The sequence below is a fragment of the Falsochrobactrum tianjinense genome (assembly GCF_019100495.1).
Lineage (GTDB): Bacteria > Pseudomonadota > Alphaproteobacteria > Rhizobiales > Rhizobiaceae > Brucella > Brucella tianjinense.
On sequence record NZ_JAHRVA010000010.1, the window covers coordinates 1 to 22567 of the forward strand.

The following is a 22567-nucleotide window of genomic DNA, read 5'->3' on the forward strand; positions in this document are numbered from 1 at the left end:
CAGGTCGCGCCATCCGAACCGATCTGCCTTTGCAGATCGACCGGGGAAAGGACGCGAACGCTTGCCTGCCTGTCGCGGCCGGCGTCGTAGGCGGCCGCGCGGCTGACCAGATCATCGGGGATGCGCCATTGGTCGGCGTCGATCCGCTCGACGATCCCGGCCCGGCGCAACGCCTCCAATCGGCGCACATGGGCATCGACAAAGCCCTCATAGTCGCCGCCCGGAACGCGGCCCTCGAACTTCGCCTGCTCCAGATGACGGCTCGGCCGATAGATGCCGTCCTCCGCGATGGCCGTAATGGTGCGGTCGGACGGCCGGGCCGTCACCTCGGCCGGGCCGATCTGGATGACGCTGCCGATGCGGGCGTCCTCCAGCCGCTCGGGCGCGATGCCGGCAATGTGGTGTGTGCGGCCGTCGATCCCGTCCACCACGATTGTCAGGTTCTCGCCCAACTCGTCGGACAGATGCTTGTCCACGACGCGGCCGACGATGGGCGTCTCGGGCGCTCCGTCATGGATTTGGAAGCTCATGGGATCACGTTCGCCGCCCTGCGGGCCGAGCGCCTTCTGCATGGTGCGAATAATGTCGCCACGCTCGCCCAACTCGCGCAGGGCCGGCTCCATGTCCTTGCTCAATTCCCAAACGCCGGACGCGTGTTCGGTCGCCAGCCCCATCTTCTCCAGCTTGGCGAGACGGCGCAGGCGTAGCGTGCGCTCGAACTGCCGTCTCGGCGCTGCTGGTTCATGGCGAAGGTCGAGGAAGCGGGCATCGGCTTCCTCGGTCATGGCACGGTCCATGCGGGTGAAACGGTCCTGGTCGATTTCGGCCGACAGCTTGCGGGTCTGCTCGATCTCGGTGACGGGGCCGAGTTCCAGACTGGCAAGTTCGCTGGCGCGTTCGCGCAGGCCGGCGGAAAGGTAGTCGCCATTGATGACTAGATCCCCGCCGGTATCGTCGCGGCCGTTGACGATGATATGCACATGGGGATGGCCGGTGTTGTAGTGATTGACGGCAACCCAATCGAGTTTCGTGCCGAGGTCGGCCTCCACCTGCTTCATGAAATCGCGGGTGTAGGCCGTGAGGTCCGATAGCTCCGCGCCGTCCTCGGGCGAGGCGATGAATCTGAACTGGTGGCGGTCGTCCTTGCCGCGATCAAGGAAGGCGTCGCCATCGGCGCGGTCCTCGGTCGCCGAATAGAGCCGGCCGCGCTCGCCGTCGCGTGACGTGCCGTCGCGCTGGACATAGCGCAGATGCGCGCGGGCGCGTCCGCCCTTCCACGCAGCCCGGACGCTGCGCTGCTTGACGAGCACGCGGCGGCTGCCGGGCTGGCGATGATGCCATTGGCCGGAGATGTTCCGGGCGCGCACAAAGCTCGCGCCCCGGCCGCGCTTCACGCCCTTGCCGCTGGCGACCACGGCGCGGGACCGCCCCGGCGATGACGGCCGGCCGGATGAAGGCATGGAAGGATCGCGGGAGGCTGCCGCCTGATGCTGGCGGGTGATCTTCCTGACCTGCGTGAAAAAGCTCTTGGGTCTCCCGGCCTTCGGCGTGTCGGATCGGATGCGGCCGGGCTTCGGACGGAAGCGGTTTTCGTCGTCGGCGCTCAAGGGCGCGACTCCAGCCCAAACTGCCGGAAAACGGCCGATCTGCGCCTATGGTGCCGCTCGAAACCCTGCAAAGCCAAGGCTTTGCGCAAAATCGCGGCACGCGGCCCCTCAAAACCATGGTGCCGGAATCCGTCACCTAACCAGTGTGCAGACAACAACAATTTCCAGAAGCGGCCCGATATGGTGCCGTCTTCTTTAATCTTGCCCTCTGCCCTTCCTGCCTTTGCTGCCCTTCCTGCCGGGAATCCAGCCGGGCGCAAACCTGCCCGACCGGATGCCGAAACCAAAGCCGCCGCGCGCGGGAACGCTGCCCTCATGGCGCTCCCCCGTCGCTGGCGCTCGCCACGAAAATGCTGCCGTCCTGCGGCTCCGCACGGGCGGGGTCGCGCGCCGGAACGGCAGCGCGACCGTCGCCTGATTGCGCCTCGGACAGCGGCGCGGCGGCAGCCCGTGTGTCGGCCGGGCGCATGACGAACAGCGGTGCCTCGCGCCAATCGGGCGGCGGTGCCGGTGGTTGCAACGGCGCATCCGATGGAGCCGCGCCGCCGAGGATCGGCGCGAGCGCGGCGATATAGGCGCGTGTCTCGGCGGGAAGCGGGCGGCCGGTCGCGCGGTGCTCGTCGTAGCGGCCGGGACCGGCATTGTAGGCCGCCAGCATCGCCGCGACATTGCCGTAGCGGTCGAACATCTCGCGCAGATAGGCGGTGCCGGCGAGGATGTTGTCGCGCGGGTCATAGGGATCGCGGCCGAGGCCATGGCGGACGCGCAGGCCCGCCCATGTGTCGGGCATCACCTGCATCAATCCCATCGCGCCGGCCGACGAAATCGCGCGCACGTCGCCCGCGCTCTCGGCGCGCAGCACGGCACGAATCCAGTGCTCGGGGATGCCGAAACGCTGCGACGCCTCGGCGATGTGGGCTGCATGGGAATGGGCGGCGGCCAGGCGCTCGACTGGCACGGATTGCGCGACAGCGACGCTCGATCCGATGCAGACGGAAAGCGCCCCCGCCAGCAGCAGGACGGCACAACGCCATGCCTGCCTGTCTCCGCTTCGCCGCCAGCCTGCCATCGTGCTCGCTGCGGTCAAGGGCGAGGCGCAAGCGCCGGCCGATGGCCGCCCCTGACCTTCGCTGTGCGCGCCGGCCGTCCGGTCGCCGAGCGGGACGAATGGGGTGAGCGGTGACGGCGGCAGCGCCGCCCGCAAAATGCTCCAGTGAAGCATTTTGAACCGCGAACACGGCTTCGCGAACAAAGGGATGCCGATCTTTGACCGGATGGCGGGCCGGACGCGCGCGGCCTTCATTCCTCATCCTCGATCTTCCGGGCGTGCTTCCAACGCAGCGTCCAGACCGAAGGATCGTCGTTGGACTGGAACAATCTGGCGCGGATCGGAAACGGAAAGATCGGCCCTTCCAGTCTCATCGACACGAAGTCGCCGGCATTTTCGCTGGAGTCTTTCCATGCGGGGCCGGCGTCCGGGCCGTCCTCGCTATCGAGGCGCACGCGATAGTCGGGTGCGTTTTTCACGTCGCTCGGTTTGGCCGGAACGATGAACAGTTTTTCGCGGAGGCCGAACGAATGAAGCTCGCCGGCATAGCCGGTTTCGGTGCGGGTGAAGGTGCCTATCTCTGCCATGGAAATCTCCTGCGGTTGGTTTTCGGGGGGTGGTTTCAGTGCGTCGGCGCGCGCCACTCGTAGCGGCCGACGCCTTCCTCATCGGTCCAGAGCGGGACCGCTCGACCGATGACGGAAGCTGCGGGGGTGGGTCCGAAATAACGGCCGTCGAGGCTGTCGCGGACCTCCCAATTCATGAGGAAGAATTCGCCGCCGCCGATGACACGGCAGCCCTGCCAGATGGGCAGATCGCGGCCGAGGCTGTCGCGCTCCAGCGCCTCACCCATCTCGATCCCATCAACCGTGATCGTGGATCGCAAGCGGCAAACCCGCTGTCCGGGCAGGCCCAAGACGCGCTTCAAGAGCGGGACGCCTCGCGCGATATAGCCGCGCTCGACCATGAAGGCGGCGAGCGGTTCGGGCGGCATGATGGCGACCAGCTCGGGCACGTCGATCCGGGCGGCCGGCTCGACGGTGTAGAACCCGACCGGCGCGCTGGCCGTGGCGTTCCAGATGAGTTTCGTCGGTAGATCGACGGCGCTGGCGGCGGCGATGCTGGCGATGGCGAGCGCCGTCACCGTGAGGATGCGGCGGCGCGTCATGGCTCGATCCTTCGGCGGTGAAGCCAAGCGGCATGTCGCTCGGGGGTGTAGGCGTGCGGCTCCAGATTGGCGGTCAGACGGTTGTGGACGTGCCGCCAGTGGTCCGGCGAAGCGTCGGCCGGATCGAGGCCGAGCGAATCCACGGCGTCGATGGCGGCAAGTGCGCGCTGCACCTTCGGCCAGCCGTCCAGCCGCAACAGGATTTCGCCGCCGGGACGGACGAACGGCAATGTCTGGAGCGGCTCGCCGCGCCCGATTGCCCGCACAATGTCGATGCGGGAAACGACTGTGCCATGGTCGCCGTTTGCCCATCGGACGAAGGCGAAGACGCTGCCCGGCGCGAAGCCGACAACGCTGCGGCGGCGGTCGATGATCTGTTCGTAGCTCTTGCGGCCGAAGCGTATCCAGTGCTCGACCTTGCGTTTCTCGAAGGTCAGCTCGACCAAAGTGGTGAAGGGCGCAGGCCCGTCCGGCAGCGGACGGCCGTGCGCGCTGCGGCGGGCGCGACGGGTCATTGTTCGTCTCCGGTGATGTGCTGGGGGCTGCGCGGGCGCAGCTTGTCGAGCGCGGCCGTCATGGCTCGCCCCTTCGGGCAGAACCGGCACCACGCTTCGCCTGCGCGCGCGTCAAAGAAAAAGAGTTAGATTCTCTGTTAGATAAGTTAGCGGTCGGATTCCGCGTTTCAGGCCAAAGCGTTAGTTGCGGTTCGTGCGCCTGATCTGCCGATAGTCGTGCGCCTGATGTGCCGATACCCCGTGCGCCTGATGTGCCGATGGTATTAACAGGGTTATCAACAGTGCCTGTTGACAGGTTTCCGGGGCGGATGCGCAGCAGCTCGCGGCCGTTTTCCCGCTCGATCTGGAGCAGGTAGCCGGGGAGCGGCTGACGGGCCGCGATGCGGCGCAGATCAAGCGCAAAGTCGGACGGCCGCGCGAGGCTGCCGGATTTCTGATGAAGGTGCGCGATCTCGAAAATCCAGCCGTGGCGCTGGTGCCCGGCGTGCTTTCGGGCGACGCGGTAAAGCCATCGCTCGATGCCGCCAGTCAGCCGGAAATAGGCCGGGTCGATGGTCAGGACCAGCGAACGGTCGATGACGCTGTTGTAGAACCATTCGGGCAGGACGAACTCCATGCCCTCGACGCGGCCGGCGCGCGTCGTCATTTCCTCCCATTCGTTGATCCATGAGAATTGCCGGCGACGCCAATGCGGGCCGTTGCGGATCGTGGTGGCAATGACGGTCGATTGCAGCCGCGCCAGCGCGGCCTTGAGCAACAGATATTGCCGGTTGCCGGTCGGTCGCCCGATGGCGCGCAACAGATGGTAGGGCGTGAACCGGAAGAAACGCGACGTGGTGAGGCCGTTGTTCTCGGCCGCGACGATCTGCGAGGCCGCCCATATCAGCACATCGGCGTCCCATATGGTCGCCATGCCGTGCTCGGGCATCCCGAACACCTGCACCTCTATGTCGGCGGCCTTATAGAGAATCGGCTTGGTGCGCGGGGTCTTCGCCAGCGAGAAGAATGGCCGTTCCATCAAATCGCGCTGGTCGCGCGGCGGCGCATCGCCTGTGGCGACCACAAAGGGGTCTAGGCGGCTGCGCTCGCTGTCCTCGGCCGGCTGCGCGGGGTCGTGATCGTCCTCGCGCAGCATCTAGCAGTCGCCCCGTTCTTCGGGCGTGAGCGGACGCGCGGGAAAGACGGTGCCGGCGGTCTTGTCGCGGGTCGATTTGCGCTCGCCCGCTGCGCTCCAGCCTTCCAGATCGCGGACGGTGTAGAGGACGCGACCGCCGACCTTGCGATAGGTCGGTCCGGTGCCATAGGTGCGATGCTTCTCAAGGGTTCGGATGGATATGCCGAGGAAGCGCGCGGCTTCCTTGGTGCGCAACAGGCGCGGCGGCAGGCCCGCAAGCGGGTTGGGCATGGATCACCTCCAGTCGGGATTGGGCTGCCGGGGGCGGCAGCGGACTGTGGCGAACCATGGCGAGGGATCGGCGGCGCGTAGCGTGCCGCATTTGCACCTATGCGCTGGCGGCACCCCCCTTTGGGGCGGTGCGCGGCCAATAGATGAGGGATTTCAGCGGCTCATTGCCTGCCGCGCGGAAAAGCCAAAGACATTCGCACGCGGTTCGTCTAGAATTATGGGTGGAGCAGACGCGCTGCTCTGGGGCGTGGAAACCCCGAAGCATACCGGATTGGTGCCCTCCGATTGGGCACCGGATTCCTCGATCTATGGTCGGGGAGCCGTGGGCGCATGTCCAGGGCTACCCGCCTAAAGGTCTACGGGACCGGGTATGCTCGGTTTTCCAACTCCCCGATCACCAAGGTCAGAGGGGCTATTGCGGGGGCGCACCGCAAGCAAGGCCCTTCCGGGTAGAGGGGGAATGACGATGAAAATTCCAGTCGAACTCGATCCTGATGTGGACGACGAAGCGCCGACCGGCGACGCCATAACCGCCTATGACGAACGGCATTTCGTGACCTATCTGCGGCTTCTCGATGCCAAGGCCGAGGATGCGGACTGGAAGGAAGTGGCGCGGATCGTCCTGCACCGCGATCCTTTGGCCGAGGAATTACGGACCTATCGTTGCTGGCAAAGCCATCTCGAACGTGCCCAATGGCTTTCGCGCGAGGGCTACCGAAAAATTCTGGAGCAGGCAGCCGCGAACAGGGCGTGACGGCGATGGCCGCACGATCAATGCTTGCGCGATGGATCGTAACGTGATGGGCCTGAGCCTCAAAACGTTTGCAAGATTCGGGATTTTTCCAAGAGAGTTTTAGACGCCAACAATGACTACTCCGCACCAGCTCGTTATCTCACCTCAATCTGGCCGAGGATTTCCTGTAAAGGCGGGACAGCACATTCGGATTATCGACCCCGATGGGCAACAGGTTACGGATATGTGGGCGATTGTTTCAGATGGCGGCAATGTCGATTGGCTCAGCACTTCTCAAACTCGCGACATTACGGAGCGACTGTTTCCTCAGCCCGGCGAGAGCTTTTACAGTGAGCAAGCGATTCCGCTGCTGACGCTGATCGAAGATAATTCACCCTGCCCACACGACATGCTTTTTCCGGCTTGCAATACTGGTCTTTATGAGCGCGCGGGATTTCCGAACCATCCAAACTGTAGGGACAATTTTCTGAACGCTATCCGTCAAGCCGGTATGTCAGTTCCGATTTGCCCTGATCCGGTTAATCTGTTTCAGCGATCCGAGCCGCAACAGGATGGCCGATTGGAAGTACTCGCTTCCAATAACCCGCCGGGGGGCAATGTGGTCTTGCGTGCGGAAGTTGATCTTCTGATGGTGCTTACCGCTTGCTCGGTGGATTACCATCCGACGAACGGGGGTAAATGCACGGCAATCTCCGTCGAGATTTCGTGACTATCACAAATTCAATGCGCGCATCCGTTAACGTGTGGCCGATTTGATCGGATAGTGGAGCAGCAGGCGATAGCCGCCGCGCATCATCTTGATTCCATGTGCGACCAACCGGCGGGCCTTGTTCTTGCGCGGGTCACTCTCGAAATCCTCCTTGGTGCCACGAAAGCCGAGCAGGACTTCGGCGATGGCGCGGTAGCTTTCACCGCGCAGCCGGGCGTCGAGTGCACGCAGGGACAGGATATGCCATTGTCGGAGCTGGGCGGGGACCGCCCGAAAGTCAGGACCGGGCGCACGGCCGTTGAGGGAACGCCAGAAACGGCGCGCGGCGTGGGCACGAAGCTCAAGAAAAGAATCCATAGGCAGAGTGACGGCATAGAAGGCGGCTGCGTCGGGCACCGCCTCGGGCAGCCAGAATTGATGTGCGATGCCATCCGCCTGCCAGATGCCGTGCCAGCCATCGGCGGCGCGGCGCAGGTCGAGGCCGTCGAGATGCGCCAGCGTCAATATTGGTTCGGTGTCCCCGTTCTTGTGATCGACCGGCGACAGCCTCACTGCTTGCGGTTGAAGGCTCGGAATCCAAATCGGTGATTGTCGGTCATGTGGCGCGTCGGGATCGCACGGGAAATCGCAATCCCCAACGATCCGCGAACCCTTCTAGGTCGCGGCCGGTAGGTCCTCCGGTTTGTGCGATGGTCTGAAAATCCCGACGATAATCATGGTTGCGGCGCAAATACTCCCACGCGAAGCCGGCGGCCGGGATATGTCTTGTATGCCCGTATGCCGCTGGCAATCGCCACTCGATTCTCAGCATGGCGTCACCTCCCCAAGCCGGGATGCTGGGCATCGCCCGGCAAAGAGAGGTTCAAGGTTTACTGGAAATATAAAAGCATCCAAAGGAAGATACGTTGAGCGGAGAACCCGATCATTATTGGTTATTTTCTTCTTAACATCTACTCTTGTTCAAGAGAACGCCTTTCCCGCGACAATGCGGGAAAGGCAGCGCAGATTTTATCTGTTCGAGAAGACGTGGATTTCATCATGCGCCGTCTCGACGGTGAAAAGATCGCCGCTCATCTCGGCATCGCGCGCCATCGCCTGCCAATCGACATAGTAGCGCAGCACCTCGGGGATCGTGACGCTCTCGGTTGTGACTTCTTCCATGTAATCCGCGAGGCTGGTGAACTGACCATGATAGCAATCCTGCAAGGCGGCTTCGGCTTGGTCTATGTCGCCGCTGAACTGCTCCAGCAGGCCCGCGCCTAGTGCACCGTGCTCTGCGACGAAAGCGCCCAGCCGTGCCACGGTGTCGATGCCGGCATATTCGCTGATGGTGACACCCTCGAAGCCCTCATAATCGTGGATGGCGTATTCCTCCGCGTGCTCGATGGGCGACCGCGCAAGCATGGCTGCAATCTCGCTCCTGATTTCGTCCGCGTCCTGATCCGCGTCGATCCAAGCTCCATGCAGATAGCCGCTATTGTAAGCAGCAAGGCAGGCGACATAGATGCGGGTATTGCTGTCGGATACGTTGGTCATGTCTCTGATCCTCGGGTCTGAAGGTCAGCGAAGCGGAACGCCGCGCCTGACCTTCTGGCCGTCGCCGAGACTGGGGTAGCAACGAGCAAGGGCGGCCGGGGTGGAGGGGGATCACCCGGCCTGCACAAGCGAAGCGCGGAAGGCTGGGGATACCGCCCCGGACGGTTCCACTTACCTTGCTGGCGCGGGGGCGAAGCCCTTAGCAATAGGGGGCGAGGCCAAAGGATCAGCGCGGCGGGCGCACAAGCCAAAGGCGGGGGGCTCGGGAGGCTGCGACTTTCGCCGCGCCGGGGGCAAAGCCCATAGCCAGTCTCAGATGACCAACGATAGTCTTTACTTGAACCGAGTGATAATCATGGTAACATGATTTCATCATATGGAGTGGTCATGAGCAGCCTCAAGCAATCCGACCGTGAAGACACGCTTCAGATCACAGTTCCCGCAGTGACGAAAAAGAGCCTACGGCTCAAATCGGCGGAAAGCGGAGAAACGATGAGAGTGATTGTTTTGCGCGCGCTAAACGCGGCTGGAATTGAGGTGCCAAACAAGGAGCTTAAGGACCGGCGTAAGGGCCAATAGGAGCGGCAGTTGACGAAAAAGAAAAAAAATGTCGGCAAGCTGGCGCGGGGCAATGGAAATAAATCCGACGTGCTCGCATGCGATTTGTTCGCCGGAGCTGGCGGATTCTCTTTAGGCGCTTACCAGGCAGGCATAAAGGTGGCAGCCGCCATTGAATGGGATAAGCATGCCTGCGCCACCTACCGATCCAACTTGATCGCCTCCAAGATGACGGAAACTCAGTTATTCTCGGACGACATTACGGCGCTCGATCCCCGCGAGGTGCGCAAAAAGGCTGGATTCGACAAGTTCGGGTGCGATATTCTGCTGGGCGGTCCGCCATGCCAAGGCTTTTCCACGCACAGGATAAAGGACGCTGGCGTGGACGATCCCCGCAACGAACTGCTTCTCAGATATTTTGAGTATGTTCGGGTTTTGCGACCGACATTCTTTTTGGTTGAGAACGTGCCGGGCCTACTATGGCCGAGGCACGAAAAATACTTAGAAGCTTTCTATACGCTTGCTGCCTCGGCCGAATACGGCGTTCTCGAACCACAAATACTGAATGCCAGAGATTACGGAGTACCGCAAAGCAGGCGCCGAGTTTTCATTCTTGGGTACGATGAGAAGAAACTATCTGCGCCACCTGCTTGGCCGCCCTCAGCTACGCATGCTGCTCCAGACGCGGAATCGGACCTGCCTGCATGGGTGTCGGCGGCTGTCGCATTCAAAAAGGCACCTTCTAAGAGTGATCCAAACGACATCCATATGCAGCACGGAAAAGAACTTCTGGATGCATTTAGACGCACGCCGCCCAACGGGGGATCACGTAGCGATTCCGGTCGGATCCTTCCGTGCCACGAAGCTCACTCCGGGCATAAAGACGTTTATGGCAGGATCAATCCAAGTCGTCCCGGGCCAACAATGACAACGGCTTGTATCAACCCTTCGAAGGGCCGTTTCGTTCACCCGACGGAGCATCACGGGATCACCTTGCGCCAGGCCGCGCGCCTTCAGTCGTTTCCGGATTGGTACAATTTCGAAGGTGGCCTAATGGCCGGAGGAATACAGGTCGGCAACGCGGTGCCTGTGGAGCTTGCGCGGGCACTCCTTGCGCCGCTCAAAAAGGCGGTTCTCGCCGCAAGAGCCACCGGAAAGATTGCGAAGGCCGCATGATCGACACCCTGTCTTTCAAAACACAGGCAAGGACGATTGACCACCTTGGACGGGAACAGATTGCCGACTGTCCGACAGCCATTTCCGAACTCTGGAAGAACTCGTACGACGCCTACGCCCGGTCGGTAGGACTGCATATTTTCGACGGCGAAGAACCTGTAGCCGCAGTTCTTGATGACGGTCATGGCATGAGCCGTGACGAGTTCATCGAACGATGGCTCGTAGTAGGCACCGAGTCCAAGTATGACGGGCAAGGAGCGGACGAGAAAGACCGGAACAGGCTGCCGAAACGGTCGAAACAAGGCCAGAAGGGTATCGGACGTCTTTCATCGGCCAACCTCGGTCCGCTGCTGCTGATCATCTCCAAACGTAGAGACCGCGACTTTGTAGCCGCCCTTGTCGACTGGCGTATATTCGAAAACCCTTTTCTCGTTCTGTCCGACATCTTAATTCCCGTAACGGAATTCAGCGAGACTGGGCAGCTATCCTCCCTGCTTCCAGAACTATTTGACAGCCTCACAGACAATGTTTGGGGCGGGAAAAAAGACCCTCAGCGTATACAGAGACTGAGCCAGGCGTGGGCGGCGTACGATTCTCTGATGCAAGAGACGGACCCTTCAGCACTGAAACCGTCCGAAGAAATCGTGGGTACGATCATCAAGGCGCGCTTCGATGAGTTCCATTTTTCGCAGTGGAGCGTTTGGAACGGCGAAGCCGATAGCGGCACAGCTATGTTTGTGTCGGACATAAACTACGATCTTCGTGCTCAACTACCAAGCATCGCTCCTGACGGATCGACCAGAAGCATACGCGATAACTTTTTTGCGACACTCTCTGCCTTTACCGACCCGTTTGTCAGCGCCGCAGCGAACGAAACGAACGCCTTCGATCCAGAATTCAACTACGAAGTGGTTACCTGGACGGACGGAGTTCCCAACCCGATCATCGGCAGGGACTTGGACCGCCTCACTCGCGACACCACTGATGACATGGAGCATGTCATCAGTGGCAATATCGATGCCGACGGTGTATTCCGTGGACAGATCAAGGCGTTCGGCGAATGGCGGGAAACTGGCGCCGACTATGTGATCAGGCCACCCGCCGATTATACCCCGCCTCACGGTCCCACAACGTTCGTCGGACCGTTTTCGATTCACCTTTCGACCTATGAAAGGATGCGGGAAAACTCGACCCACACCGACGACCAACATGCGAGACTGCACGAGCTAGCTAGTCGCTATTCCGGCTTCCTGATCTATCGAAACGGCCTGCGAATCCTTCCCTACGGCCGAGTCGACAGCGACTTCTTCGAAATTGAACAGCGTCGCAGCGTTAGTGCTGGCCGTGAATTCTGGAACGCACGACGTATGTTCGGTAGGGTCGCTCTGTCCCGCGAGCAAAACCCAAACCTTCGCGACAAAGCTGGTAGAGAGGGCTTTATCGACAATCGTGCGGCCAAGGCGCTCAGGACCCTGGTCGTCAACATACTGCGTACCTCGGCGCGGGACCATTTTGGTGCGGAATCGGAAACTCGTAAGACTGAACTGCAAGATATTAAGGATCACAACCGCAAGGCTCGAGCGGAGCAAGAACGAAAAGAATTGGCCAAACGGAACCGGAAGAGGTTCAGAGCACAGCTGAATAAAAACCTCCCGCTGGTTCTCGAACTGGCCGAAGAAATAACTGCTTACCGGTCAGAGCTGGCTCTTCAGTCTGAGGCCGATGTTATGCGCGCACAGGCAGCGTTCACAGAGTTCGACGAACGCATTTCCGCACTACGAGTTGTCGGTGTAACCTCCAACCTCGGGACCGCCGAAGACGATTACCGGCAGTTCCGGCAGATCTACACAGACGTTCAGGGTCTTCTTTCCGAGATGGTGGAGGCACGGAAGGAGGCGTTGGAACGGATAAAACCTGCAAAACCGGAAGAGATTGTCGTTCAGCATATCAACCAGCTTGCCGGACAGATTCATGCCCGCACCCGTCGATGGAAGAAAGAGGTTGATGAACTGCAAGACACGGAGAAGGGGCGCATCGAGGCCCTGTTTTCCAGCCGAAACAAGATTTTTCATGAGCAGTCTGCTCCGGTCCTGACCCAGGTGAAGAACGGACTTCGCGACCTGCATGAGGCCTTGGAAAAACTCAGCACACTGCGCCACGTCATCGATGAAGAGAACGAAGGAATTTTCCAGTCGTATATCGACACACTAGAACTGCTTAAAGCGAACATCGATGTGGAGTTGATCGCCCGACAGGGAACTGCGGAGAATTCCGAGCTACGCGATGAGCTGAACAGGCTAAACCAAGTTGCTCAGCTTGGTATCACCGTCGAGATTCTCGGACACGAGCTCCACACAAACGAGCAGCTCATCCGCACGGGCCTCCGTCAGGTGAGGGCCGCTGGCTCCCCGCCCGGAACCGAACAGATAGAGCTCGGCTTCGAAGGACTGAGCCAGCAGCTCGAGTTTCTCGCGCCTCTGAAGCTTTCAGGCACACGTGTCCGGCGGAGAATTACTGGCGAAGAAATCATCGAATATCTGCACGCCTTTTTTGCATCGGTGATCCGGACGCGTGGGATAAACATCGAAGCGTCCGATGCATTTCGGGCGTTCTCGATTGAAGAACAGCCCTCACGGCTACTGCCCGTCTTTATCAATCTGGTTAACAACAGCATTTACTGGCTCATTCACAGCGACACGAGCACCCCTCTTATTCGTCTTGATATCGTCGACCGGTCTGTCGCCGTTTCGGATAACGGTCCCGGCGTCGACCCACTCGACCAAGAAAATCTATTCCGGATGTTTTTCACGCGGAAGATGAACGGCGGACGCGGCATCGGCCTATACCTTTGCCGTATGAACCTGACCGTCGGAGGGCACTCCATACGCTATGCGAATGAAAAAAAGTTTCGGCTCTTGCCAGGTGCAAACTTCATTATCGACTTCAAGGGAGCGGAATTCGGACGATGACGTCATTCCAAAGCCTTATCAGGGAAGCGTTCATCGTTCCCATTCGCTCGGTTCTAATCGTAGATGATCAGTATCCCACATGGGACGAAGTACTAAATAATAAGCTCTCGGCGGCATCTCGGAATGCTGATCTGGAAACACGGTCATCGAACAAAGAATGGCAAACGGATCCAGAAGGAGCGTTGAGCGTCATAAAGCAGTTTCGAGAGAAGAAACCTGCGTTAATTCTTGATGTACACGACGCACCCGACGCCACTGCAGATCATTTACATCAATCAGATCTCCTTATCCTAGACTATAATCTGGAGGGCGCTGAGAGCGGACTCGGCGGTGCAATGGCCCGCAACATTATACGGTCTGTCCTACGCAACCAGCACTTCAACCTTGTCGTCGTCCATACTCAGGAACCAGTTCTTCAGGATGTGTTCCATAGCTGTCTCATCAGCCTGAGTAGGCCGCTGTCGAAAGAATTCGACAAGGAGCTGGCATTGATCGAAGAACTCCAGGAAAAGCTCGACGAGCTTAATGCGGAAGAGAAATTCAATCCGAAAGACCTGTCGGAGCATTTCGATATCGGAACCTATTTACGGCTTCGACATCCGACGGTGACCTGTGGAGATGAGCTGAAGCTCTATATGAGTGGCAAGGGTATACTCGCAAGACTCCACGATTGGGCAAAGAATATCGGCCTGAACGGGCGCGACAAGAAAGCTTTCGCGTTCTGGGCCATCGCAACGTTCGAAAAGTCGCGGAAAGATGATTTTGCAACAGAAGCCTTCGAAGGCCTGAATTGGTCCCAAAAAGGCGACAGACTATGGCTGCGGACAGGTCGTGGTTTCATTACTTTCGTCGAGAAAAATCATCACGACCTGCTTACAGAACTTGAATGCGCTTTAGAGGCTTGGGAACCGACACCATCACGGCTGCTGTCGGCAAAAATCAGACATGAGATCAGCTGTAACGGTGTTAAAGTAGAGGATCGTACTCTCTCAAAGGCACAGGTTTTCGCCTATTTTTACGACTTGATACGCAACGCTGGGTCGGCAGAGGGGAGAGCGTCTCTGATCCGCGACCATTTGAACGGACAGGCAGAAGCACTCGGCACACTGATCGAACCGGCAATCATCGAATTCGGAGAGCATATTCACGCAATAGATACTGCCACTAGCAACAAGTTTGCTGGCCATTACGGCGTTGACCTAACAGAATCCGGGGCTCTCAGATCCGCAGCGACACACTTCAACAGCTATATCTCGACTCTTCCCGTGATAACAGGGAATGGACATCTCGATTGCGGTCACATATTTAAGCTCAATAATGAATGGTGGGTATGTGCAACACCCGCTTGCGACATGCAGCCTGGGCAGAACACTGTCGCCTTTGTGGGCGACAGCAAAGAATTGCGGCCGTTCACAGCGTTGAAGCTTAATATCTTCGAGGCAAGCGATCTCGACGAAAGAGACATCAATAGCGGACATTATTGTTTCGTCGAAACGTCCATCAATAAAATTACGTGTTTAGGGCTCCACGTCCCTGCCAATGCCCACGGACAGAGATCCTCGGAAAAAGTAACCTGGCGGACATTTATAGCTAAAAACGACGGTATGTTGAGCGGCACAGAGTTCGACCTAATCAAACCGCAACTGGCTGGCGGCTCAATCGAACTTGCCGAAGCTAAAGCATCCGTCCATGCAAAGCTGCGCTATGAATATGCCCTAAATTTCATACAAAAAGTTGGGACAAGCGTGACTCGCATCGGCCTCGGATACAGAGGTGGCGCTTTTACTAGTCGCGCCGACATCCCCAATAATAATTAATGATGTGTACAACGCAGCTAAAATAGACGGGGAATTCAGCTAGTGGCGTTGTTGGATCGAAGTAGAATCAACATCTAAAAATATGCTCAAACGCTTCAGAAGGTTCTCTAAGTCTTTGATTTCACATTCCCAGACTGTGAACGAGCTCCATCCGAGCTGTTCCAAATTCTCGTGATTTCGCTTGTCGCGTGCACGATTCTTTTCGATCTTATCACGCCAGAAATCTACGCGAGTTTTGGGAGCTCGGCCGCGGGGGCAATCGTGCCCGTGCCAGAAACACCCGTGGATGAGTACGGCTTTCTTCCTACCGGGGAAAACAATATCCGGCGAACCGGGTAGATCGCGACGATGCAATCTAAACCGATAGCCACGTGCAAACAGCGCCCTGCGAACAGCTAGCTCGGGCTTGGTATTTTCTGACTTCACGGCTTGCATGTTTTTGCGCCGTTGTGCGGTCGTATGAGCATCCATTCAAGCAGTGTAGTTTGCTCGCGAACAGGCTGCAAAGATTTTGGTTTCTTAAACATCCCACCGTATTACAGAAATAAATAAGGAATTGTTTTTCGGTGGCGCAAATGGGAAAATTCCGAATTCGGTACACGCAACAAAACATGTAGTTCAATGAAAGCCGTATTCGACACGAAGCCGACCTCCATCTATGACGACGATCAAACTGAGCATTATCAGTTCCCTCGGCGTTATCTCACCAGTGTTCGACAGTGTAAGAACGATTGGGTGGTGCTTCGGAGACCACGCGCCGACGGAGGAAATCTCGCGTACTTCGCTGTGGCTCGAATTGCCGACGTCGAGCAAGACATTAATAATCCAGCTATGAGCTATGCCAGGTATGCCGATTACGTTCAGTTCGACAATCCAGTGCCGTGGCGTGTCGACGGACGATATGCGGAAGAAGCACTGCGGATTATTCCCCAAAAGCAGGTCGGTGTGTATTTGCGCGGCCGCTCCGTCAGGATAATTTCCGATGAGGACTTCGTAGCTATTGTGGTTGCCGGATTGGGGCAAACGCTTTCGAAGTCAGCCGCACTTGACTTATTCGATGGCGCGTTTGGGAATATGGGTGAGGCGCTTAGCAACAGCCTTCCAGAAGAGCGAGACTACCGGGTACAGAGGATTCTAACGAGCCGCATCGTTAGGGAAGCAAATTTTCGGGCTTTGGTTTGCGAAGCGTACGAAAATCGTTGCGCAATCACAGGCCTTGCGGTGTTAGACCATGCTGGCAAGCCTGAGGTGCAGGGCGCTCATATTTGGGCGGTCGCCAGCGGCGGGCCTGACGTGGTGCAGAACGGAATTGCACTTACTGCCACCGTACATTGGCTGTTCGACAGACACCTTATATCCCTTACGGATGAATATGATTTGTTGGTATCGGCAGAAAAGATTCCTCCTACATTCTTGGAATTATTCGGCCAGCTGAGCAAACGAATCGCTCTTCCTGCACGAGAGAGTGATCGGCCTCATCCTAGTTATATCGCCAGGCATCGAGAGCTTTTTTATGAAAAGAACCGAAGATGAATCGGAGGACCTTTGCATGGCGCGTAGGTGGTGCGACACCGTTCCAGGCCCAGCGAGTGGGTTCAGGGTGGCGCAATAACGACGGCCGGTGTCGGGGTCCGGCCTGTCATGAGCCGAGCCCGCCGTGGCGGTTTCGTCCATCCGGCTCCCATCCCTTGCCCTAGAAACATTTTTGTAGGGTTATAGCGTATACGTAGTTGTCATCTTCACCCGGTACGGCGCGCCAAATACCGCCGATTACCCTCCACAATATGCTATAGCCGCCGAGCGTACGCCTTTGCATCCTGCAGAGGACAGCCCGCGCGTAGAAACGGGGGCGTTCAGCGGTGAAAAAGTTCGAATCGCTTCCAGTCGATTGATGATTTTTTCCCAAAAAACGTTATGCATGAGGCTCTGCATGGTGGTTGCGCGCCTTCATATCGGTCGTTAGCAAAGTCGAGACCTCCTATCGAAAGTGGTTATACTTGTGTCTTGACACCTCTCGCTTTGTTGGACAGGAACGCCAGTAAAAGAAACGGTCGAGAAAACACAGGCTCGATAGGCATATAACGATCCATATACGAAAGCCCCGATGGGTCGTCATTTCTTGAGTAGTAGAGCGACCAGTTCCGCCTGCCTGCCAGTTCCCGTCTTCTGGAATATATTGCGCATATGAAAGGCAACGGTAGACCGCGAGACACCAAGGTCAACTGCGATCTGTGTCAGTTTCCTGCCTTGTGTGAGCGCTTGTGTGATCCGTATTTCTGCGGGTGTGAAGCCATAGGACACCGACCGCGTTGTAAAATCGGGACCAGCCGGCTCCATTGGGAGCGCTGAACGAATCCGATCAATTTGACGTAAGCGCGCTTCAACAGTCGCCAACAAGAGATCATAATCGATCGGCTTGACGAGGTAATCATCGGCCCCAAGCCGTTTGCCATCGACGATGTGTCTGGGATCAGCAAGAGCAGAGAGAAACACGAACGGAATTTTGGCATAATCCGGTCCCCTTTCCTGCAGGGCCTCAAGCACACCATAGCCGTTGAGGCCGGGCATGGAGATGTCGCAAAGAACCAGATCAGGGCAGACTTGGGCCAGCTTGTCGAACGCTTCCTTGCCATCGCCGGCTTCGACCACATCGTAACCTGCCTCGAATAGCTCATCCCTGATGTCACGCCGCAGTTGCGCTTCATCCTCGATGCAGAGGATGACAGAACGTTTCCGGGTAGGAGACGGCACTAATGTCATGCCGACTCCTTCCTCAGTTCCATGGTCGCGACGGAGCTGGAGTCGGAAGTGCTGCGGGGCAGTAGCATTGCCAGCCGGACTACACCCGCGTCAGAGCGTTGCAATTGCACGTCGCCGCCCTGCAAGCGGGCAAACGCTCTCGCCATGTAGAGGCCGACACCGATACCGGGGCGGCCTTCGGTATTGCTGCCGCGATAATAGCGTTCGAACAGCGCGTCGTTTTCGAACGACTCCTCCTGTGTTCCTACGTTGGCCACGACGCATTCGATCTGTGTGCCGTTCTCGGCAAGGGTAATGGTTATCGGTGTTTCTGCCGGTGAATATTTCGCGGCATTGGACAGAAGATTGGTGAGAATGTTTTCCGCATGGACGGGGTCACAATAAGCAATGGGAGAACCGCCGTCAGGAAGCGTGACTGTGATCCGCCCCGATCCTGTGTCTTCTGTCAGCCGGGAACAGATTTCTGCTACGAGGATGCCGAGATCGCAAACCTGGCTGCGGACTTCGATCTGGCCGGCATCAAGGCGCGCGGCGTCGAGGGTGCTTTCCACCAGCCTAACCAGGCGCGTGATAGCGCCGCGGGCTTCCTCGCCCCGTTTCAGCACCTCTGCGGGAGTAAGCCTGTCACGCCGACGCATCAGGCGCTGAAGCGCGGAATCGACAAGGGCGAGCGGCGTGCGGAACTGGTGCGAGATCATGGTGCCGAAATTCCGGTAAAGCTCCGCCGTGGTCCGCTCTCGGGTCAGGGCTGCGTCAAGCTCCTGCGTACGTGCCTGTACCATTTGCTCCAGATGATCACGATGATTGGCAATCTCCCGCTGTGCTGCTCTCCGTTCGGTCACGTCTGAGACCAGCAGGATCGCACCCATGATGCGCCCGCCATCGCGCAGCGAGAAGCAACGCAAGTCGACATAAAGCGGTTCAGACTGGTGAGATGGAAAGAACGGCTGGTCCAACAGTGCAACAGCTTGGCCCTGAAGGGCATCGCCGATGGCTTGGTCGATCTTGTCGACCTCGAAAAAACCAGAGAGTTCGCTCAGCATCGTGCCCGTAGCCCCGTCAGCAGCGAGACCAAATAGCCGTTCGGCAGCCTCATTCCAGACCGTGCAGCGCCGGTCCATATCTACAGCGACGATGCCTTCACCGCTGGAGCCAATCAAAAGTTCTGAGAACGCCTTTTCTTTGTTGAGCAGGCGCGTTCGTTGCCGCGCATCGCGGATCGCCAGCAAAAAATGGATGCAAAGCACGGTACCTGCCAGCGAGATTCCAATCATGGAGATGATGATTTGCCAGAGTTGCTTTCGTGTCGCGTCAAGCGTGGCACCAAGGTCGTCCCATTCGGCCACCATTGCCATGTTGGCGGCTTCCGTAAGCGCGTTATTGTAAGGCAGAAGGAGAGCTTTGATACGGGGCACCACCTCTGGCCCGGCGTTCATCAGCAGGGAGCCAAGCTCGGGCAGGCTTCCACGCAAGGTGTCAAGCGTGAAGGTGGCGCCAAGTGCTTCCATCCGGCGGCGTTGCGGTCCATCATCAAGCAAGGCAAGCCGACTGAGAAATACGTTGTAACGCAACTCCATCTGCGCGGGATCAACTTCTCCAGCAACGCTGCCCGCCACGGCCTCGCCTAGCTGAAGGCTGGAAATATGTGCCCGCGAGATCACCCACAGCATGTTCTGGGTACCCTCAATGCGCATGTCCCGCTCGATATTGGAAAGGCGCATCAGCGAGAACGCCAGCAGGACGATGAACATGATGATAGCCAAGACCGGCAGCGCAACGCCCAGCAGTGCACGCGCCCGCCTGCTCATCGAATATCCAGCCATCGCAATTGCCAGACCCAGCGATAATCAAAGCGAATATCTTGCAACTCCATATGCTGGTCACGCGGATAGACTATCCACAGAGGCCCCTTGTCGCTTGTCAGCAACGGTTCGCCATCCATTTCATAGGCAACGAGAACGTCGAATCGGTCGAAATCCTCGATCGCGATGTCAATCGTGTAATCATTCAGGGCTCTCGCCGTCACGGTTGTGCCTTGGGCGCCGACATGCGCCAGAAGATCTCTCATCAGAAAGCCGTCAAAGCGGCGCACGCCATCTGTGACGGCCGTCGTTGTTTCCAACTGGGCTGCAGGCAACAGCCTCAGCATCGCCATGTCGAAATGCGCTGCCCCTTCCGCATTGGTCCTCGAAACAGCGCCACGCACTTCAAGTATGAGGGGTGACTTGGGAGGTGGCAATACTGACTGATCCCGGCCATGGATGGCGGGAGTAAAGTAAAACAACGTGGCTGTCAGAATAGAAAAGAAAAATACCTGCAAATCGACGCGCTGCCCCCCAAGCTGTGTCTCGTCCTTTTTGTACCCGCTTAATTTATATGTTTTTCTGTCCTGGGTACAGGTTGCCCAATTATACTCAGATTTTCCGGCATGTCCCTATTCAAATGGATGGGGCATGTTTGCTTTGCTTCTGCTAAATTTTTCCGGACAGATGTGGAAGGCGGGGTAGAGCATGTGGGATTTTAGTGTTGGTGGCGCGTTGGTAATGATGGCGCGGACCATGCCGTTCATTGTGCTGCGGATGGCCGTCTATTTCGGCATCGCCGTTGGTTACGTTTTGGTAACGGGAACCGGCGCTGGCATCGGCTACGGTGTCGGCGGCTTCGGTGATGGAGGCTTCCAGGCCAATACGACCATGTGGGGCGGTATCATGGGCTTCGGCCTGTTTGGCGCCATCATGTACTGGGCGCGCGAATACATCCTTTACATCGTCAAGGCGGGCCATATTGCGGTGCTGGTCGAGCTGATCGACGGCAAGCCGATGCCGGACGGGAAGTCGCAGATCAGCCATGCGACAACGGTGGTGAAGGAGCGCTTCGCTCAGGCCAGCGTACTGTTCGCCATTGATCAGCTTGTGAAGGGCGTAATCGGTGCGATTACGGGGCTGGTGCGCGGTATTCTGACCATCCTGCCCATACCTGGTGCACAGCAGCTTTCGGGCATCCTGCACGCCTTCTTGCGGATCGCCGTCGGTTTCATCGACGAGGTAATCCTCGCATACGCAATTCGCACCGGTTCGACCAACCCGTGGGAATCGGCCAGGGAAGCGTTGGTGCTCTATGGCCAGAACTACAAGGTGATGCTCAAGAACGCCGCCTGGCTGGCGATTATTGTCTACCTCATGAGCTTTCTCGTGTTTCTGGTCATGCTCGCGCCGGCAGCTCTCGTCGTCTACGTGATGCCCGGCGCTTGGGCGGCTGGCGGTTTCATCTTTGCGTTGCTGTTTGCCTGGAGCGTCAAGGCCGCGCTTCTGGAGCCCTTCGCCATCGCCTGCCTGATGCAGGTTTATTTCAGGACCATCGAAGGCCAGCATCCAGATCCAGAATGGGACGCAAGGCTGGAGCAGATGTCGGCCAAGTTCCGCAAGCTGAAAGCCCGCGCCATGGGTCCGACGGGTGCCTCCGGCACGCAAACCGGAAGCGGCGTACGTCCGGCATGATGCAATTTACGAAGCAGGAGACAATGATGAAAGCTCTGAAAGCGGCGCTGGTCGCGGCCACGGCAATCATGATGCCCCTTTCGGTGGCCTCGGCGGCCGAAGATGTGGTGATCGTCTATGACGCCTCCGGCTCGATGTGGGGCCAGATCGATGGTGTCAGCAAGATCGAGATCGCACGCGAAGTAATGACCGGTCTGGTGACTGGCTGGTCGGACGACACCAATCTGGGCCTTGTCGCCTACGGGCATCGCTCTGAAGGTGATTGCCGCGATATCGAGACCCTGATCGAACCCAGGCGGCTCGACCGGGCAGGCTTCATAAATACGGTCAATGGTATCCGCCCGAAAGGCAAGACGCCGATTTCCGCCGCTGTGCAGCATGCGGCCGATCTCATGTCTTATCGCGACAATCCCGCTACTGTGGTGCTCATCTCCGACGGCCTTGAAACATGTCAGGCCGACCCTTGCGCGCTGGCCGCGCAACTGGCGCAGCAGGGCGTTAAATTCACCACCCATGTCGTTGGCTTCGACCTTGAAGACAAGGCCCATGCCAGCCTTGCCTGCATCGCCGAAAACACCGGCGGTGTTTTTGTCCCGGCCCAGAATGCGGCTGAGCTGAAAGACGCGCTGGCACATGTGCAGTCGGTCATGGATTTGGAACCGATGGCGCAGAAGCAGGTCGTACCCGAACCAGAGCCGGAACAGCAGGTTGAAGCGGAAATCGAGCTCGAAGTGCCAAAGCAGGTGACGACCGGCTCCAGCTTTACCGTGTCATGGTCGGCTTCGATCCACCCGGAGGACTATGTCGCCATCGTGCCCGCCGGGGCCGATGAAGGAAAATACACCAACTACCAGCGTGTGCGGGGCGACACTGAAAACAAGCTGATCGCGCCCGCCGAACCGGGCCTTTATGAAGTGCGCTATGTGCTGCGCGAGGGCGCACGTACGCTTGGCACGGCTCCGGTAGAAGTGGTCGAAGCGGAAATGGGCATTGCTGCACTTGAACAAGTGACCACCGGAGCGAGCTTCAGTGTTTCATGGTCGGCGTC

Annotated in this window: 24 protein-coding genes; 10 read left to right on the plus strand and 14 right to left on the minus strand. The window is 58.4% G+C overall.

The window, feature by feature from the left end; all coding sequences use genetic code 11:
- The 7 genes from KUG47_RS16310 to KUG47_RS16340 all read right to left on the minus strand — a co-directional run.
- A partial coding sequence (locus tag KUG47_RS16310) for a relaxase/mobilization nuclease domain-containing protein (RefSeq protein ID WP_217679060.1) occupies window positions 1–1607 on the minus strand: 1607 nt, incomplete at its 3' end.
- A 313-nt stretch (window positions 1608–1920) separates the two neighbouring features.
- The gene (locus tag KUG47_RS16315; protein ID WP_217679062.1) at window positions 1921–2910 is read right to left on the minus strand and encodes a lytic transglycosylase domain-containing protein; all 990 of its coding nucleotides are present in this window, start codon (window positions 2908–2910) and stop codon (window positions 1921–1923) included.
- Entirely contained in the window at window positions 2907–3242 is a 336-nt protein-coding gene (locus tag KUG47_RS16320; protein ID WP_217679064.1) for a DUF736 domain-containing protein, read from the minus strand. The genes KUG47_RS16315 and KUG47_RS16320 overlap by 4 nt, the downstream gene beginning before the upstream one ends.
- Before the next feature lie 35 nt (window positions 3243–3277).
- Window positions 3278–3823, minus strand: a complete 546-nt coding sequence (locus KUG47_RS16325; protein WP_217679066.1) for a S26 family signal peptidase — start codon at window positions 3821–3823, stop codon at window positions 3278–3280.
- A complete protein-coding gene (locus tag KUG47_RS16330) occupies window positions 3820–4338 on the minus strand; it encodes a DUF2840 domain-containing protein (RefSeq protein ID WP_217679068.1) in 519 nt (172 codons plus the stop codon). The genes KUG47_RS16325 and KUG47_RS16330 overlap by 4 nt, the downstream gene beginning before the upstream one ends.
- A gap of 58 nt (window positions 4339–4396) precedes the next feature.
- Window positions 4397–5473, minus strand: a complete 1077-nt coding sequence (locus KUG47_RS16335) for a replication initiator protein A (RefSeq protein WP_217679070.1) — start codon at window positions 5471–5473, stop codon at window positions 4397–4399.
- The gene (locus tag KUG47_RS16340) at window positions 5474–5743 is read right to left on the minus strand and encodes a helix-turn-helix transcriptional regulator (RefSeq protein ID WP_217679072.1); all 270 of its coding nucleotides are present in this window, start codon (window positions 5741–5743) and stop codon (window positions 5474–5476) included.
- Between KUG47_RS16340 and KUG47_RS16345 the strand changes: the two genes are divergently transcribed.
- The 3 genes from KUG47_RS16345 (at window position 5742) to KUG47_RS16355 (ending at window position 7206) form a co-directional block, all read left to right on the plus strand.
- On the plus strand, window positions 5742–6095 hold the full coding sequence (locus tag KUG47_RS16345) for a hypothetical protein (protein ID WP_217679074.1): 354 nt from the start codon (window positions 5742–5744) through the stop codon (window positions 6093–6095). The two genes, KUG47_RS16340 and KUG47_RS16345, sit on opposite strands and share 2 nt — an antisense overlap.
- Window positions 6096–6209: 114 nt before the next feature.
- Window positions 6210–6497, plus strand: a complete 288-nt coding sequence (locus KUG47_RS16350) for a DNA -binding domain-containing protein (RefSeq protein ID WP_090595632.1) — start codon at window positions 6210–6212, stop codon at window positions 6495–6497.
- 112 nt (window positions 6498–6609) lie between these two features.
- Window positions 6610–7206 (plus strand): DUF1989 domain-containing protein, encoded by a 597-nt coding sequence (locus KUG47_RS16355; protein ID WP_217679076.1) that lies wholly within the window; start codon window positions 6610–6612, stop codon window positions 7204–7206.
- 27 nt (window positions 7207–7233) lie between these two features.
- Here the strand turns inward: KUG47_RS16355 and KUG47_RS16360 are convergent, their stop codons facing one another.
- The 3 genes from KUG47_RS16360 to KUG47_RS16365 form a co-directional block, all read right to left on the minus strand.
- A complete protein-coding gene (locus KUG47_RS16360) occupies window positions 7234–7710 on the minus strand; it encodes a DUF2285 domain-containing protein (RefSeq protein WP_254799608.1) in 477 nt (158 codons plus the stop codon).
- Between the two features lie 91 nt (window positions 7711–7801).
- Window positions 7802–8050, minus strand: coding sequence for a transcriptional regulator domain-containing protein (locus tag KUG47_RS16790; protein ID WP_340162818.1), 249 nt, complete (start codon window positions 8048–8050; stop codon window positions 7802–7804).
- A gap of 164 nt (window positions 8051–8214) precedes the next feature.
- A complete protein-coding gene (locus KUG47_RS16365; protein WP_217679078.1) occupies window positions 8215–8742 on the minus strand; it encodes an antirestriction protein ArdA in 528 nt (175 codons plus the stop codon).
- 387 nt (window positions 8743–9129) lie between these two features.
- On the opposite strand from KUG47_RS16365, the gene KUG47_RS16370 reads away from it, so the two are divergent.
- From KUG47_RS16370 to KUG47_RS16385, 4 genes are read left to right on the plus strand one after another with little or no spacing between them, the layout of a single operon-like run.
- Window positions 9130–9321 (plus strand): hypothetical protein, encoded by a 192-nt coding sequence (locus KUG47_RS16370; RefSeq protein WP_217679080.1) that lies wholly within the window; start codon window positions 9130–9132, stop codon window positions 9319–9321.
- Window positions 9322–9330: 9 nt separating this feature from the next.
- The gene (locus KUG47_RS16375) at window positions 9331–10476 is read left to right on the plus strand and encodes a DNA cytosine methyltransferase (RefSeq protein WP_217679082.1); all 1146 of its coding nucleotides are present in this window, start codon (window positions 9331–9333) and stop codon (window positions 10474–10476) included.
- A complete protein-coding gene (locus tag KUG47_RS16380; RefSeq protein WP_217679084.1) occupies window positions 10473–13445 on the plus strand; it encodes an ATP-binding protein in 2973 nt (990 codons plus the stop codon). Before KUG47_RS16375 ends, KUG47_RS16380 begins: the two co-directional genes overlap by 4 nt.
- Window positions 13442–15262 (plus strand): response regulator receiver domain, encoded by a 1821-nt coding sequence (locus KUG47_RS16385; protein WP_217679086.1) that lies wholly within the window; start codon window positions 13442–13444, stop codon window positions 15260–15262. Before KUG47_RS16380 ends, KUG47_RS16385 begins: the two co-directional genes overlap by 4 nt.
- 39 nt (window positions 15263–15301) lie before the next feature.
- Here the strand turns inward: KUG47_RS16385 and KUG47_RS16390 are convergent, their stop codons facing one another.
- Window positions 15302–15733 (minus strand): very short patch repair endonuclease, encoded by a 432-nt coding sequence (locus KUG47_RS16390; protein ID WP_217679088.1) that lies wholly within the window; start codon window positions 15731–15733, stop codon window positions 15302–15304.
- A 150-nt stretch (window positions 15734–15883) separates the two neighbouring features.
- Here KUG47_RS16390 and KUG47_RS16395 point away from each other — a divergent pair, with 150 nt between their 5' ends.
- Window positions 15884–16795 (plus strand): HNH endonuclease, encoded by a 912-nt coding sequence (locus KUG47_RS16395; protein ID WP_217679090.1) that lies wholly within the window; start codon window positions 15884–15886, stop codon window positions 16793–16795.
- Window positions 16796–17374: 579 nt separating this feature from the next.
- Here the strand turns inward: KUG47_RS16395 and KUG47_RS16400 are convergent.
- From KUG47_RS16400 to KUG47_RS16410, 3 genes are read right to left on the minus strand one after another with little or no spacing between them, the layout of a single operon-like run.
- Window positions 17375–18022, minus strand: a complete 648-nt coding sequence (locus tag KUG47_RS16400) for a response regulator transcription factor (RefSeq protein WP_217679092.1) — start codon at window positions 18020–18022, stop codon at window positions 17375–17377.
- The gene (locus KUG47_RS16405; RefSeq protein WP_217679094.1) at window positions 18019–19830 is read right to left on the minus strand and encodes a sensor histidine kinase; all 1812 of its coding nucleotides are present in this window, start codon (window positions 19828–19830) and stop codon (window positions 18019–18021) included. Before KUG47_RS16405 ends, KUG47_RS16400 begins: the two co-directional genes overlap by 4 nt.
- Window positions 19827–20342, minus strand: coding sequence for a putative pterin-binding protein (locus tag KUG47_RS16410; RefSeq protein ID WP_217679096.1), 516 nt, complete (start codon window positions 20340–20342; stop codon window positions 19827–19829). The genes KUG47_RS16405 and KUG47_RS16410 overlap by 4 nt, the downstream gene beginning before the upstream one ends.
- Window positions 20343–20532: 190 nt before the next feature.
- Between KUG47_RS16410 and KUG47_RS16415 the strand changes: the two genes are divergently transcribed.
- Both KUG47_RS16415 and KUG47_RS16420 read left to right on the plus strand, forming a co-directional pair.
- Window positions 20533–21519 (plus strand): hypothetical protein, encoded by a 987-nt coding sequence (locus KUG47_RS16415; protein WP_217679098.1) that lies wholly within the window; start codon window positions 20533–20535, stop codon window positions 21517–21519.
- 23 nt (window positions 21520–21542) lie between these two features.
- On the plus strand, window positions 21543–22567 hold a 1025-nt coding region (locus tag KUG47_RS16420; RefSeq protein ID WP_217679100.1), incomplete at its 3' end, for a vWA domain-containing protein.